This window comes from Pseudonocardia adelaidensis, from assembly GCF_039543345.1.
In the GTDB taxonomy this organism is placed as follows: Bacteria; Actinomycetota; Actinomycetes; order Mycobacteriales; family Pseudonocardiaceae; genus Pseudonocardia; species Pseudonocardia adelaidensis.
This window is the reverse complement of record NZ_BAABJO010000055.1, coordinates 1-14,180: the sequence shown is the minus strand read 5'-3', so window position 1 is coordinate 14,180 and position 14,180 is coordinate 1. Positions and strand designations below refer to the sequence as shown.

The following is a 14,180-nucleotide window of genomic DNA, read 5'->3' as shown; positions in this document are numbered from 1 at the left end:
TCCCATGCCGGTCGGCGTGGAGCCGCCATGGGAGGCGGGATGGTGGTCGGGTTGCCGGACTGGGGCTGTGGCTGGCGCCTCCTTACGGGACCGGCAGCGGCGTCGCGGCCCCGCCGATGTACGGGAGCACGTCCACCGCGCCGTCGTCGCGTATGTCGCCGGGATGGCTGCCGCGCAGCATGCAGAGCGCGAGACCGTCCTGGAGCGTGCCCGGGACTGCAGGAGCGACCGAACCGGGCTGCGGTTGTGGCCTGGCAGCGATCTCGACCCGCTGGACGTCCGGTGCGACTGTCATCAGCACGACGATCAACACATCGGGACCGGCGGTGCTTTTACTGCCGGTCGGCTGTGACGATGCGCGAATCGCTGACCCGGTGCGTCCGCGAGGGTGTTCCCGCCGGAGACCGGTCCCTTCGGGTCGTCGTAGCAGTACGTGGCCCAGCTCCCGGCGACGCGACCGACGAGGGCACGCGGAGTGTGTTCCCGCGCCTCCTGTCGCAGGACCATTTCCTGCTGTTGAGGCGGTGCGTACTTCGTCGCGGGCAGTGCGGCGCGCACGCAGTCCTCCAACGGCTGGCTGGGCGTCGGCTCACCCGTCCCCAACCGGTCCCTCACTTTGAGCGGGGGGAGCCGGGATCGGGGATCGGTCCGCCGTACGATGCAGCGCGGCCGCAAACTTCATCTACCGCGGTACTACCACGACCGACGATTCACGGACGGCGCTCGCCCACGCCGATCTCGACTGGCTCATGCCCGACCTACCCGCACAGCTCCGCCGAGCGGACGAGCTCTACTTCGACTCCGCCAGCCAGGTCGTTCTCGACCGGTGGAGCAACGGCTGGGTCGTGTTGCTCGGCGACGCGGCCTGGTCGCCGTCGCTGTTCTCGGGTGCCGGCGCTGCCACTGCCCTGACCGGCGCCGACCTCCTCGGCACCCTCCTGCACTGACCTCCCCGACATCCCCGCCGCGATCATCGCGTGGGAGGCCGAGCTCCGTCCCCGCACCGAGCGCCGGCAGCGGGCCGCGCGCCGCAACGCCGCCCATTTCGTGCCCACCGGCCGGGTCCGAACCTGGCTCGGCCTGGTACCGATCCGGCTGGCCGCCCTGCCGGCGGCCTTCCGGGCCGAGCGCCTCGAGGCAGCTGGACCATGGGCTCGGTGTTCCTGGCCGACCCCGGCTTCTCTGGTGGAATGCGGGAGGTCAAGCCGGTCTCCGGGATCGATGACCGCTCCCGCTACGCGGTCCTCGCCACCGTGGTGCCCCGAGCCATTTCCCGCGCGGTCTGCACGGCGTTCGTGGCCGCGCTGGAGCGTTTTTGGGTGCCTGAGCAGGTGCTCACGTCCAACGCACGGTTACCACGAACGCCTGGTCCGGCCTGCCCACGCTGGGGCGCGACTCCAACGACCGATGGCAGGCAACCGCCACCCGCGCCGCCAAAAGCTCCGGGCGGTGCCGAGGAATCCCCGTCAGCACCACCGAGCTCCTCGACGCCACCGCCGCCGTCATCGACGGCGTGCCGACCCTGACCGGCACCGCCCGGGCGTCAACGGCGGCATCGGTATGCACCTCAACCCCATTGACCTGGAACGTCACAGGCATAACAGCCGCCAACTCGCGCTCGCCCGCGACGTGGACGCGTGCGTAGATCGCCTATCGCGATCAACGGGTTCCGAGCACGGGTAGGACCACCAGGTCGACGATGTCCGCGATCTCCGCCGTGGTAGGTGCCTGACCGTGCTCCAGTTCGTGCTGCAGGACCATCGCGGGTCCGACCCTGGCAATCAGCTCCACCGACACCGGAGGCGGGATTTCGCCCCTGTTCACGGCACGCCGGATAGCCACCGCGAGCCTCGCGAGCCGAGGCTGGATCAGATGCGTGATCACCGCCTGGGCCAGTTCGGGATGGCGGTGACGCTCCTCGATCAAGGCATGCATCGCCCGCCCCGGGGCGCTGCGCATCGTGGAGGCCATGGAACCGAGCAGGATCATCAGCTCCGCGCGTAGCCCACCGGTCTCCGGCGATTGATCATCCTCCTCGGGGAGTACCGCACCGGTCGACAGTGCTTGGTCGATGGCGCCGACGACCATGTCACGCTTGTTCGACCAGCGCCGGTACAACGGGGCCTTCCCGGTTCCCGCCCGTGCCGCCACGGCCTCCATGTTCAGCGCCGCATAGCCGGACTCGGACAGCTCGGCGAAGACCGCATCGCGGATCGCCTGCTCCAGCACCGCTCCCCGCCGGCGCGTGCGGGTTTGATCCGCGAGGTCCTCGACCATGGCCCGCCTCTCCTCATCCCGTACGACGTCCACCAACTTTAGCGAACGGTTGCGATCCCTAGCCCGGAGAGCTACTCTGATTAAGAGACGCCTGCGTCCCCAATTGACAGCCAGGAGACTCGATGATCAGCACCATCCCGGCGTTCGAGCATGCAAAGACCTCCGTCAACGGGCTGCGGCTTCACCACGTCACCTCGGGGTCGGGACGACCCGTTGTGCTCCTGCATGGCTGGCCACAGACCTGGTACGAGTGGCGGCATGTCATGGCCGGACTGGCCGAGCACCACCGCCCCATCGCAATCGACCTCCCCGGGTTCGGAGACTCCGACATCCCGCACCGCCCCGGGGAAGCAGCGGTGATGCCCGATGACCTTCTGGGACTGATCGACGCACTCGAGCTGGACTCCGTCGATCTCGTCGGCCACGACCTGGGCGCGCTGGTGGCATTCGCGTTCGCCCGGCTGCATCCCCACCGGGTACGCACGCTGACACTTGCCGATGCACCTCTGCCCGTGCTCGGCGTCGAACATCCCCAGTGGGCGAACATGCAACACGCCCTGTGGTGGCAGAGCTTCCACAAGGTTCCCGACGTCCCGGAGGCACTGATCGCCGGCCGGGAGAAGCTGTACCTTGGCTGGTTCTTCAGCCAACACAGCGCCGATCCCAGCGCAATCGGCCCCACCGACATCACCGAGTACGTCCGCGCGTACGCCGGCCCCGGCCGACTACGGGCAAGCTTCGCCTTCGGCCGCTCGCGCGACGAACTGACCGAACGATTGCGCCGCGAGGCGACTCCGACCCTGACCATGCCCACCGTCGTTCTCGGCGGAGCGCACTCGATGGGCGACCTCATGGCCGCCGCACAGGGCCTCGGCGACGACATCACCCACGAGGTGGTCCCCGACAGCGGCCACTACATCCCGGAAGAAACCCCCAGCTGGCTCACCGCCCGACTCACTGAATTCTTCAACAGACCACCTACCTGCCTGCGATCATCCTGACCGACACATGACAGTTGACACCGCATGGGATGACGAGCTGTTCTCTCCGCGAATGGGGCGTTGGGGTCTACCGGGCGCGCATCACCGGGCCCGACATCGGCGAGATGGTCGCATTCGCGATGGCCGCGAGGTGGCTCGCCGCCCGGCTGTTTGCTCGACCTGGTCGCCTGCGTCGGCAACCGCGCTCTGGGCGGTGTCGAGATCGCCACGCCCACGTTCACGCGATTGTTCAGCGCACTGTCACCCGATCAGGGGTAGGTGGCCGATAGGTTGATCTCGTGTCGACGTTGCCTGCGGGGGTGGAGCTGTACCGGCTCCGGAATGGCGGTGAGATTGAGCTGGTCAGCGCGGGTGCCACCCATCGGCTGGACGGTGAGTTGCTCCGCTTCATCGACGACGGCCAGCGGGCGTACTACCTCGTCGGCGATGCCGAGAGCGGCCCGGGGCGCCCGTCGCACGCGACGGTGAAGCTCGGCATCGTGGCGCCGCACAGTGCGTTTCGCCCGCATGTGCACGGCGCGGGGCACGTCGTGCTGAGCCTGGGGTACGGCAGCTGCACGCTGGTCGAGCGGGGGCGCGTCGTGGAGCTGGTGCTCCCGCCGGGCCATTGCGTGCGGATCCCGGCGATGGTGCCACACGCGTTCGGCAACCGCGCGGGGCAGCCGCTGGTCATCCTGGCCGCGAACACCGGGCTCGGGCTCGCCGACGCGAACTACGCCGTGGACGCGAACGAGGCCACGGCGCGGGGCTGGGACCAGGTGGCAGCCGAGCTGCGGATGCTGAACGGCGTCCGGCCCGCCGGGCTGCGGGCCCGGGAACGGCTCGCGGCCGGGCTGCGACGGGTGGCCGGGCTGCTCGAACCGGTGGGGCCGCGATGATCTGCCCGCACTGCGACAAGATCCTCCGGCGTCGGCAGCGGAGCATGCGCACGTGCGCGCACTGCCGCCGGAGATTCGCGCTGGAGCCGAAGGCGAACTCGCTGCACCTGCACGACCTGCGGGTGCGCACGCTCGCCGAGAGGCTCTCCGACCCGGGGCAGGCCGGGGCGCCGCCGCTGCGCTACACCGCCGACCAGCTGCGGATGGCGGCATCACGCAAGGTCCTCGCGAACCCGGACGGCTCGAGCGCGTGGCTGGGGTGCATGGGTCCGGTCACGTTGTTCGGCGTGTTCGTCGGGTTCTTCGCGCTGGTCGCTCAGCTCGGTGAGCTGTTCGTCGCCGTGGTCCTCGTCGTGTTCTGGGTCGTGGTGATCTGCCTGATCGGGCACGTGGCCACGGCGCGGCGGCGCCGATTGTCCGGGGAACCGATGTCCGCGTCGGCCTTCACGCTGTGGGTGCTCGACCCCTGGGTCGAGGTGTACGGCGTGCAGCCGCCCGGCCTCCTCCCGCCGCGACCCGTCGTCGACGTCCTGCCGCCCGGCCCGCCCGCCGCGCTGCTGTACTGCCCGGACCCCGGAACGATCGATTTCCTCACCGCGTCCGGGATCGTGGACAGGCGCGGTGTGGCGCTGATCGTCCAGGGCCGGGAGTGGCCGCCCGCAGCGTTGCTGGCCGCCGACCGGGCGGTTCCGGTGCTGGTCCTGCACCACGCCGACGCCGCGGGGTGCCTCGTGGTGCCCAGGGTGCGGGCCGCGCTGCCGGCCGGTACGCGGGTGATCGACGCGGGGCTACGTCCGCGCGTGGCGGAGCGGCTGGGCCCGCCGGTCCGTCTGCCTCCCGACCGGTCGTTGCTCCGCGAGCTGGCCCGAACGGGATCGGTCGACGCGGCCGAGCAGGCGTGGCTGGCGCGGGGCAACACGCTCCCGCTCGCCGCGGTGCGACCCGCGCGGCTGCTCGCGGCTGTCGAACGGGCGTTGCCCGATGGCGACCCCGACGAGGCGCGGGCGGAGGCGGTGGGCTTCATGGCGTGGCCGGAGCCGGCCGCGTGATCGCCCGGGCACTGGACGGGGTGCTCGCCGAGACCGCGGAGGTCGGGGTACGGGTCACCGCCGATCAGCTGTACTACGCGACGTGCCGCGCGGTGCTGCCTCCGCTGCACAGCGGCCCGCGCCGTCCCGGGTACCTGCTGCCGCGCGTGCTGCCGCGATCGGCCTTCGATCGGGTTCTCGCCCGGTCCGGATCGGACGTCGTCGCGGAGCGGCTGTCCTCGCTCGCCGCGGCGAGCGACGCTCCCGACGTGCTCGACTATGGGCTGCCCCGGCTGCTGATCTGCCAGCACGACGACATCGCCGCGATGCTGCTGGCCAACGACCTGCACATGGAGAGCGGCACCGCCGTGCTCGGCGGCAGCCAGGTGGTCGCCGGCGTGCCGGACCTGCTGCGCGAGGCGATGGAACGGGGCGCGACCACGGTGTACCTCCTGCACGACGCGACGCTGGCCGGTGCGGCCTGGCGGGAGCGCGTCGAGAACGGGCTTCCGGGGCGGGTCGTGGCCCTCGGCCTGCGCCCCGAGCAGGCGCGAGCGCTGCACCTCATGCGCGGGCCGTCCTTGGGCGCGGAGCTGGCCGCGGTGCCGCCGGTCCACCTGCTGCGGGTGCTGCGCAGGCTGCTCGGGGCAGGCCGCCCGCATGCCGGGCCGGGTTCGTTGCGTGACCGTGCGGCCCTCGGGTTCCTCAGCTGGCCGGGGGAACGGCGGTGACGCGGCAATACCGCGAGATCGCGTTCCGCGACGAGCTGCTCGCCGACGGCAGCGTGCGTCGTGCCTACGCTGACGGCCGCAACGAGTGGCGCCACCGCGCGCCGGGCCCCGTCGTGACGTGGCGCGACGATCGCGGCCGGTCGGGGGTGGACGAGCAGCTCGGTGGCCGGATCATCAAGCGCCGCATCGACCCGGACACCGTGCTGTACGGCCGCGACATCGGGTACGGGCGTACGACGTGGACCGACGGGACGATGACGGTCAACCAGACGTCGCTCGGCGGGCGGGCCGGCCTGATCATCGCCGGGATCGGTGCGGCGGGGCTGCTGCCGGCGATCGTCGACCCGCCGCTCGCCCTGACCTCCGAGGAGGAGGAAGCGCTGCGCCAGCAGCAGGCCCAGCAGGCGAGCTCCGGTGGCGGCGACACCGGTGGTGGTTCGGGTGACACGTCGTCCGACGACGACTGGGTCGACGCGAACGACGGCGCGGACGGCGACTTCGGGTGAGCCGGACGGGATACGTGATCGGCGCCGGCCTGGCGAGCGGCCCGGTCGAGGTGGACGGATGGTGCGTCGCGGGTGAGGTCACGCTGCACAACGCGGCGGCGCTCCGGGTACAGCTGGCGGCGGCCGGTGCCCCGGCGCCGGACGGGTGTGGCGACCTCGAGCTGCTGGCGCGGAGCTTCGTCCGGCTCGGGCGTGCCGGGCTGCGCGCGGCGAATGGGATGTTCACCGTCGCGCTGTCGAGAGCTGACGAGCTGGTGCTGATCCGCGACCACGTGGGCGCCCGCACCGCGTACTACGCGCACACGCCGCGCGGGTGGGCCGCCGCGTCGTCGCTGCGCCTGCTGCGTGATCACGTGGTCGCGTGGCGCGTGGACCTGCCCGCCATCGCGACGTTCCTGACCTTCGCCTATCTCCCGGGCACCGAGACGCTCGTCGAGGGCGTCTCCGAACTGATGCCGGGGCGCATCACGCGGCTGGGTCCCGGTGGCGCGGCCGCATCGGAGGCGTTCTGGGAACCGCAGGAGCGGATCGACGCGGACGCCGAGCACGTCGGGCGGCTGCGCGAGGTGCTGGAGCAGGCCACCGCCGCGCGACTACCCGAAGCCAAGCCGGTCGCGGTGACGCTCTCCGGTGGGATCGACTCGAGCCTGGTCACCGCGCTCGCCGCGAAGCTCCACACCCACCCGGTGCACACCTACTCGATCAGCTTCGGCGACGAGCTGCCCAACGAGCTCGCCTACTCCGGGCTGGTCGCCGTCCACTGCGGCACAGCGCACCGGGCGCTCCGCGTCGACGGGGCGCAGGTGGCGGGGCGGCTCGCCGAGACCGTCGCGCTGCTGGACAACCCCGTCGGCGACCCGCTGACCGTCCCGAACCTGATGCTGGCCGAGGCGATGGCCGCCGACGGGATGGGGGTAGCGCTCAACGGCGAGGGCGGTGACCCGGTGTTCGGCGGACCGAAGAACGTGCCGATGCTGATGTTCGAGCTGCACCGCGTCGACCCCTCGCCGGACGCGCGTGCCGATGCCTACCTGCGGTCCTACCGCAAGTGCGGGGAGGACCTGCCGCGGCTGCTCACCCCCGCGGTTCGCGAGGCGCTGACGAGCGCGCCGCCGCTGCGCAGGCTCGTGCAGCCCTACCTCGAGGGCCCGATGACGGCGCAGCTGAACCGGCTCCTCCACGCCAACCTGCGCACCAAGGGCGCGCACCACATCCTGCCCAAGGTCGAGCGGCTCACCGCTGCCCGCGGCGTCGAGGCACGGGCCCCCTGTTCGACCCGGTCGTCGTCGATCTCGCCTTCACCGTGCCGCCGCGGCTCAAACTCATGGACGGGCAGGAGAAGTGGGTGCTCAAGCAGGCCGTCGCCGACCTGCTGCCCGACACGATCGTGTACCGGCCCAAGAGCGGGATGCGGGTGCCGGTGCAGCAGTGGCTGCGTGGGCCGCTTCGCGACCTCGCGCAGACGCGCTGCTGTCCCGGTCGGCGACGGACCGCGGCCTGCTGCGGCGCGATGTCGTGGCGGGCTGGCTCGCGGGGCGGGGAAGCCTTCACTCCCGGCACGGCGCCAAGCTCTGGCTGGTGCTGACGCTCGAGCTCTGGCTGCGCGCCCACGTGGACTGATACCGGCTCAGTTCGCCCACGTGACGGACCGGTGCCACCAGATCGATGACGAGGTGTGGGCGGCGTACTCGGCCCGGCTCGACCGCGGCCTCGACGAGCTTCAGGTCGAGATGGCGCGTGCCGCTGACCACCCGGACTCGGGGCCCTCCGTCGACGACGTTGTGTTCGTCCGGACCGCACGGCTGCAGCTCGACGGCGTGCTCGTCCGACTCGACGTGCCGGGCGCTGCCCCCGACCAGGCCAGGGTGCGCAAGTTGGCAGCTCGGAATCAGAGGACTCGCGGCTCCGGTCTTGAGCAGGCGATGGCGGAGCTGCGCCGCGCCGCACGATGAGCCCGTCGACCTCCGGCGGGCCTGCTCGGCCCCCGCGAGCGGCGCACCGGTTGAAGACAAGCTAGGGTCTCCGCCCGACCGCGACGCCGGGAACGGGCGTCCGCTCAGCGAAGGTTCGACAGGAACGCGACGACTCGCCCGGCTTCCGGCGTGCGGAGCCGCACCGAGAGCGTGCCAACGTGGACGGCCGGATTGCCGTTGAGCTGCGCAATGACGACGAGGCGGTTCGGCCGGTCGGCATCCACGCTGAGGCGGGAGAACCACTTCTGGGTCAGCTGATGCCGGGCCGGTGACCGCGCGGGCGCGGCCTGGACGAGATGATCATATCGCTGTATGCGGGCGGGATGACGATGCGCGACATCGGCCACCACCTGCAGCGCACGATCGGCACCGAACTGTCCCACGACACCATCTCCAAGATCACCGACTCGGTGTTGGAAGAGGTGAAGGCCTGGCTGAAGGCCTGGCAGTCGCGCCCGCTGGAGGAGCTCTATCCGATCGTCTACCTCGACGCGCTGGTGATCAAGGTGCGGGACGGGCAACAGGTCCGCAACCGGTCCGCGCACCTGGCTGTCGGCGTCGACCTCGACGGGATCAAGCACGTGCTCGGGATCTGGGTCCATGCCAGCGAAGGCGCGAAGTTCTGGGCCGGGGTGTGCGCCGAGCTGCGTAACCGTGTCATCGGCAGGGCGTGCGGGACGTGTTGATCGTCTGCTGCGACGGGCTGAGCGGGTTCCCGGAGGCGATCGAGGCGACGCCAACATCAACTGGGCCGCAGAGCATCGTGCAGACCTGCACGGTGCACCTGCTCCGCGCAGCGATGCGGTTCGTCTCCTACCAAGACCGCAAGCGGGTGGCGGCCGCGCTGCGGCCGATCTACACCGCGCCCACCGACGAGGCCGCCCGGCTCGAGCTGGACGCCTTCGCCGGCTCGCCAGTTGGGCCGCCGCTACCCGGCGGCGGTGATGGCCTGGGAGAACGCCTGGGAGCGGATCACCGGAGTTCTTCGGGTTCCCACCCGAGCTCCGCAGGATTATCTACACGACGAACGCGATCGAGTCGCTGAACTACCAGCTGCGGAAGATCATCAAGAACCGGGGGCACTTCCCGAACGACGACGCCGCGATCAAGCTGTTGTGGCTGGCGATCCGCGATATCGAGGACAAGCGCGCCCGCGCCCGGGCGAAGGAGAATGGCCTACCTGCCAACGAACGCAAGGCCCCGGGCCGGCTGGTCGAAGGCGCCGTGGTCCAGGGCTGGAAACAAGCCCTCGGCTCGCTCGCCCTGGCCTACCCCGAACGCGTCAACCCCTACCTGACCTGACCGACTTCTAGATCGACTTACACAGACTTCTTGACAGGCCGTCACCCCGGGCCAGCCGCAGCAACCCACCTGCCACCACCGACTCTCCGCATCCGGCAGAGCTCGACCCGCCCAGCGTCTGCTGGCGGTTCGTGTAGGCCCGTGGCGACCCTGCAGGGACAGACGTAACAGCAGTTCAACGCTCATCGCTCAGCCGTTGGTGCGGAGCGTAGTAGCTTGCCGGCGGACATGCTACGGCATCAGGCAGCGACGAGTACGAGGCTTCGACGAACAAGCTCAGGAGCACGCCGAGATACCCGCGGCCTCAGCGGTGCGTGCTTTCATCTTCAACTCGGGCTCGAGGATTCCCAGGCATGAGTCGGCGCCGGCTCCGACCAACGCTGGCGATGTCGATCATGTTCCGGAAGAGCTACGCGCCCAGCGCTGCAACGGGATGAAAAACGGCGGATAGGCGTGTCAGGAAACTGGAGGGAAAGAGGAGTTAAGAGACGCCACGTCCGTCTCAACACGACAGGACACCGATGCCACAACGTGAGCCCGGCCCATCTGACCAGCTCCACGGATCCCGCTCCCCGTCCGCGAACCGCCCCGACACCCCGGCCGGCCAGGCACCGGGCGCTGCCACGAACGCTGTCCGACCGATCGCAGGCACCGGTGTAGCCCCGGGCACCGCATCCACCCGCACTCGACGCGATGCCGATTCCGTACCGGCACGAGGCCGTGTTCGACCGGGGGGCCACGCACCGCGGTCGCTCGGATCATGGTGGCGTTCCCGGACCGAGCCCGACACGCCATCGTCCTCGGGCAGCTGGTGCTGGATCCGATGTGCGGGATTCGGCACCACCCCGTGGCCACCGGATCGCCGGATCCGCATCCCGGTCCCGCCACCCGAAGCCCGGCACCGTTCACCGGGGGCACGCTCGGGTCGGCCATCCGGCGACGCCGTTGGAAGCCTCCGAACAGCACCTCCCGTCACGACCAGCCGCCCAACGTCAACCCAAGCAGACCGTTGCGTGGCGCTGCTTGGCCGGATCGATGACCGCGGGCGGCTGGTGGCGCGCGGATCGTTCTTTCAACGCGACCTCATCGCCAAGCAGCGCCGTCTCGGGTTGCCGCTGCACTTGATCGCTCACGAAGACGTGGTCGTGCTCTCCAAGCTGGGATATCCCGGGAGGTCGTCGGAACTCAAGGCATCTCAGCAGGGGCCAGTGCGCATGGCGCGGTCGTCGACAGCGGACCTGGCAACTGGCTCGTACGCCGAAGCGGCGTGCTCCTTCCCGGGCCGGTCGCCGGCTGTCGATCTGGTGCCGCGGCGGCAGCGGCGGAAGTTGCACTGGCTCTCTGCCCGTTCACGAGCGTTCATGGGATCGGCGCGTGGCCGATCCACGCGTCGATGCGCTCACCAGTCGTGGCCGCCCGGGGCGACCGGCGATCAAGACCGTCGCGCCCCGACTGTGACGGCTCGGGCTGGTGAGGGCATGGCACCGCTCGTTCGGGCGGGCCCCGGGAGGCGTTCGCGGCGCCGCCCGGAGCCCTGACCGCACCCCTGCCTTCACAGGAGTCCGGCTATGTCACATCCAACCCGAGGTCGTCGCGGCCGTCACCGTCACCGCCGTTGGGGCGCGCGTCGGCACGCCACCTGGTCGATGAGCCCGCCCCGCCCTAGTTGGTGGGCAGGCTCGCATCGGTTCCGGCGCGTGTGTCTGGCGCTTGCACATACCGTGATCGTCTGTTGCCGCGGTGGCGGCCGGGCCGCTCGCCGGCTGGCGGCCACGTTGACCGGGCGCGGCCGACCACGTGGACCGGGGGACGGGATTCGGCGGGCTTCTTATCCCGCGTTTGAGGGCTCGCTCGAGGGGACGGCAACGGGCCGGCCGCCATGGGTGCTTCCTGTCCCCGAGCGGGCTCGTTCTCGTCCCGCATTTGTGGTCATTCGCTGTGGTACGTCGGCGCGATGGGTTCCGAACACTGAACCGAGGCGTCCTGCGCTGTTGATCTCGTCGATCTCCTCAGGGCCAGGGGCGTTGCCCCGGCTCGGCCCGAACACCGGTACCGCTGAGCTGGGTGCAGGCTCGCTGCCCGTTGATCCGTTGGCTGTCGGCATGCCCGACCCAGCTTCGGGTTCTCACCCGTTGACTTCATCCGAGCTCGTTTCTTGGGAGGTCATCTTGTCACGCACTGGGCGTCGATCGGCGGCCGCACGTAACCAGGCTCGTCGGCGCCGTAATCCCAATCGATCCACGAACGTCCATGAGGTTGACATCGAAAAATCCTCGGGTGCTATCAGGCTGTGCCGGAACCAGGCGACCTACTGGATTTCGGTGCGGGCAGCTGTGGACGGCAGTCCCTCGCTGCAGCCCTCGCAGCGCGTTCTACTTCGAATGATCTTCGCAATCCCGTCCAGTCATGAGCCGCAACGCCGAACCGAACGCGAGAGTTCCCTCGATGCGGCATAGGTTGTGCACTGGCGATGCCGCCGGTCAAATCCATAGCCCATGTCGTGCCAGTCGTGAAGCCGGCGTATTGACGACCGGTCATGCATCAAAGATGGGCGTGGAACCTGGCAGTCAGGTCGGCACGGCGAGGCTATTTCTGCGGCCGTTGTGTCGGGCTTCGGGCGGCGTCACCGGGCCAGCTTCGAAGAGATGTGAGTCGTGAGGTCTGTCAACCATGCCCCGGATGTGCGGCGTGCTGTCCTGTACGGCCGTGTCAGCAAGCTGCCGCGCAGCGCGAAAGCTCGAGAGAAACTGCTGGCGAGCGGCGACGTCAAGAGCGTAGATCAGCAGCTGGCTGAGCTGACGCGGATCGCGCGACGGGAAGGCGTCGAGATCGTTTCGGTACGCCGCGACGACGGAATCAGCGCCTCCCGGTACGCGGCCAGCAAGCAGCGCGAGGGATGGCGCGATGTGATGGCGACCATCCTTGACGCCCGGGTGACAGAGCTGTGGGTGTGGGAGATCAGCCGCGCAACTCGCGATCGGCCCGTCTGGGCGGCCCTGATCAACGCCTGCATCGCCCATGGCGTCCTGATCGTCATCAACGGCAAAGTGCACGACCCGAACGACCCCGACGACGGGTTCATGCTGGACCTGGGCGCAGCGCTCGCGGTGCGAGAGTCCGCACTGACCAGCAAGCGTATCCGCCGCGATGTGGCTGCGCGAGCTGCTCAGGGCCTCCCACACGGAAAGATTCCCTACGGGTACCGCCGCGTCTACGACCCGCTCACCCGCGCCTTGATCCGCCAGGAACCCGACCCAGAGACCTCGCCGATCGTGCAAGAACTCGCCCGCCGGGTCCTCGCGGGCGAGTCGATGTACGCGCTCACCAACGAGCTCAACGCCCGCGGCGTGCCGAGCCCGGAAACGGTGCGCATGCGCCGCCTCGGAGACACCGACTCCACGTGGTCGTGGCGGCAAGACCAGGTCCGCGACGTCATCATCTCGCCGGCTGCCGCCGGGAAGCGCGTCCACCAGGGAAAGGTCCTCGAAGGTGTGGCCGCCGCCTGGCCTCCCATCATCAGCCCGCAAGACCACGCCCTACTGGTGCAGAAGCTGCGCGACCCCGCACGCCGCAGCTGGGTCGATGCCTCGGTCAAGCATCTGCTCGTCGGGCTCGCCCACTGCGGGGTATGTGGATCACCCCTCCGGCGAACGATCAACCGCAAGCGGTACGGCAACTACTCCTGCATGGGCGGGAAGGGCACCTTCTGCGTGAGCCGCAAGCAGGAGTGGCTGGACACCTACGTCACCGACGTCATCATCGAGCGGCTATCCCAGCCGGACGCGCTCGAGGTATTCACCGCCAACGACGGCGACGACGTTCAGGCCGCGCAGCGGGAACTCGCCGCGCTACGAGCAGAGCTGGCCGAGTTGCGGCATGCGAAGAAGGCCGGACGGATCTCCCTGTCCGCGTTCCTGGAGTTCGAGCCAGACCTGCTCGCGAAGATCGACGACGCTCAACAACGAAGCGCCGCCGCGGCCGGCGTACCACCGCTACTTGCTGATACCGCCGGCCCCGATGTGCGGGAACGCTGGGCTGCACTCACCATGCCCCAGCAGCGCGAGGTCGTGCGGGCGCTGTGCACCGTCTACGTCCACCGAACGCGCCAAGGAACCCGTAGCTTCGACCCCAGCAGCGTCACGATCAATTGGCACAGCGCCGAACGGCTCGATCCGCCCGAGCTCTCGCAGCATGTCGGCGCCCGGCCGCCGCGCTCGTCAACGGCGGCCTGCGCGACCGCGAGCAGCTGATCTGCGTCATGTGCATGGCGGTCATCTACGACGCTCCGCAAACACACCGCCACGATCAGCTCAGACCTGACTTGGCTCACGAGTGGATCTTGAAGCAGGTAGTGGTTCGCTGATGCAATGAAGGGGCGGGGCCTCCGCTCCTCGTGACCCTCGGCTCATGCTCGAGGCGCTTCACATCAACGACTTGGGAGGCCCCTATGAGCGAAGCATACGAGGGACGGCAGATCGTCGGGA

General features: G+C 69.8%; 12 protein-coding genes and 2 pseudogenes. 10 read left to right on the top strand and 4 right to left on the bottom strand.

Translation table 11 applies throughout. The features are described 5' to 3' along the window. Positions 1–82 precede the first annotated feature (82 nt). Positions 83–295, bottom strand: coding sequence for a hypothetical protein (locus ABEA81_RS40590; protein ID WP_345613127.1), 213 nt, complete (start codon positions 293–295; stop codon positions 83–85). Positions 296–749: 454 nt separating this feature from the next. Between ABEA81_RS40590 and ABEA81_RS40585 the strand changes: the two genes are divergently transcribed. Beyond that, the gene (locus tag ABEA81_RS40585; protein WP_345613125.1) at positions 750–947 is read left to right on the top strand and encodes a hypothetical protein; all 198 of its coding nucleotides are present in this window, start codon (positions 750–752) and stop codon (positions 945–947) included. A gap of 712 nt (positions 948–1,659) precedes the next feature. Here ABEA81_RS40585 and ABEA81_RS40575 read toward each other — a convergent pair. Further along, positions 1,660–2,277 carry a TetR/AcrR family transcriptional regulator gene (locus tag ABEA81_RS40575; protein WP_345613123.1) on the bottom strand — a complete coding sequence of 206 codons (618 nt, stop codon included), beginning with the start codon at positions 2,275–2,277 and terminating at the stop codon, positions 1,660–1,662. Between the two features lie 122 nt (positions 2,278–2,399). Between ABEA81_RS40575 and ABEA81_RS40570 the strand changes: the two genes are divergently transcribed. The 7 genes and pseudogenes from ABEA81_RS40570 to ABEA81_RS42925 all read left to right on the top strand — a co-directional run bounded on the left by ABEA81_RS40570 (position 2,400) and on the right by ABEA81_RS42925 (position 8,373). Then, on the top strand, positions 2,400–3,278 hold the full coding sequence (locus tag ABEA81_RS40570) for an alpha/beta fold hydrolase (RefSeq protein WP_345613121.1): 879 nt from the start codon (positions 2,400–2,402) through the stop codon (positions 3,276–3,278). 278 nt (positions 3,279–3,556) lie between these two features. Further along, positions 3,557–4,156: a cupin domain-containing protein gene (locus ABEA81_RS40565; protein WP_345613119.1), complete on the top strand. Its 600-nt coding sequence runs from the start codon at positions 3,557–3,559 to the stop codon at positions 4,154–4,156. A 44-nt stretch (positions 4,157–4,200) separates the two neighbouring features. Continuing rightward, positions 4,201–5,205: a hypothetical protein gene (locus ABEA81_RS40560; RefSeq protein WP_345613117.1), complete on the top strand. Its 1,005-nt coding sequence runs from the start codon at positions 4,201–4,203 to the stop codon at positions 5,203–5,205. Beyond that, positions 5,184–5,915, top strand: a complete 732-nt coding sequence (locus tag ABEA81_RS40555; protein ID WP_345613115.1) for a hypothetical protein — start codon at positions 5,184–5,186, stop codon at positions 5,913–5,915. Before ABEA81_RS40560 ends, ABEA81_RS40555 begins: the two co-directional genes overlap by 22 nt. Next, positions 5,912–6,421 carry a hypothetical protein gene (locus ABEA81_RS40550; RefSeq protein ID WP_345613113.1) on the top strand — a complete coding sequence of 170 codons (510 nt, stop codon included), beginning with the start codon at positions 5,912–5,914 and terminating at the stop codon, positions 6,419–6,421. The genes ABEA81_RS40555 and ABEA81_RS40550 overlap by 4 nt, the downstream gene beginning before the upstream one ends. After that, positions 6,418–8,006, top strand: a pseudogene (locus ABEA81_RS40545) (asparagine synthetase B family protein). Before ABEA81_RS40550 ends, ABEA81_RS40545 begins: the two are co-directional and overlap by 4 nt. 55 nt (positions 8,007–8,061) lie before the next feature. Then, positions 8,062–8,373 (top strand): hypothetical protein, encoded by a 312-nt coding sequence (locus ABEA81_RS42925; protein WP_425570869.1) that lies wholly within the window; start codon positions 8,062–8,064, stop codon positions 8,371–8,373. A 104-nt stretch (positions 8,374–8,477) separates the two neighbouring features. Here the strand turns inward: ABEA81_RS42925 and ABEA81_RS40540 are convergent, their stop codons facing one another. Further along, complete coding sequence (locus ABEA81_RS40540; RefSeq protein WP_345613110.1) at positions 8,478–8,741, bottom strand: hypothetical protein; 264 nt, start codon at positions 8,739–8,741, stop codon at positions 8,478–8,480. On the opposite strand from ABEA81_RS40540, the pseudogene ABEA81_RS40535 reads away from it, so the two are divergent. Then, a pseudogene (locus ABEA81_RS40535) lies at positions 8,670–9,696 on the top strand (IS256 family transposase); the annotation flags it as partial. The gene ABEA81_RS40540 and the pseudogene ABEA81_RS40535 overlap by 72 nt on opposite strands. A gap of 992 nt (positions 9,697–10,688) precedes the next feature. Here ABEA81_RS40535 and ABEA81_RS42920 read toward each other — a convergent pair. Further along, the gene (locus ABEA81_RS42920) at positions 10,689–10,829 is read right to left on the bottom strand and encodes a hypothetical protein (protein ID WP_425570868.1); all 141 of its coding nucleotides are present in this window, start codon (positions 10,827–10,829) and stop codon (positions 10,689–10,691) included. A 1,521-nt stretch (positions 10,830–12,350) separates the two neighbouring features. Between ABEA81_RS42920 and ABEA81_RS40525 the strand changes: the two genes are divergently transcribed. After that, entirely contained in the window at positions 12,351–13,946 is a 1,596-nt protein-coding gene (locus ABEA81_RS40525) for a recombinase family protein (RefSeq protein WP_345613108.1), read from the top strand. Positions 13,947–14,180: the final 234 nt, after the last annotated feature.

Coding starts and splice junctions, on each gene's coding strand:
- ABEA81_RS40590 (WP_345613127.1), bottom strand. CDS start 295: ATGACAGTCGCACCGGACGTCCAGCGGGTCGAGATCGCTGCCAGGCCA.
- ABEA81_RS40585 (WP_345613125.1), top strand. CDS start 750: ATGCCCGACCTACCCGCACAGCTCCGCCGAGCGGACGAGCTCTACTTC.
- ABEA81_RS40575 (WP_345613123.1), bottom strand. CDS start 2,277: ATGGTCGAGGACCTCGCGGATCAAACCCGCACGCGCCGGCGGGGAGCG.
- ABEA81_RS40570 (WP_345613121.1), top strand. CDS start 2,400: ATGATCAGCACCATCCCGGCGTTCGAGCATGCAAAGACCTCCGTCAAC.
- ABEA81_RS40560 (WP_345613117.1), top strand. CDS start 4,201: ATGCGCACGTGCGCGCACTGCCGCCGGAGATTCGCGCTGGAGCCGAAG.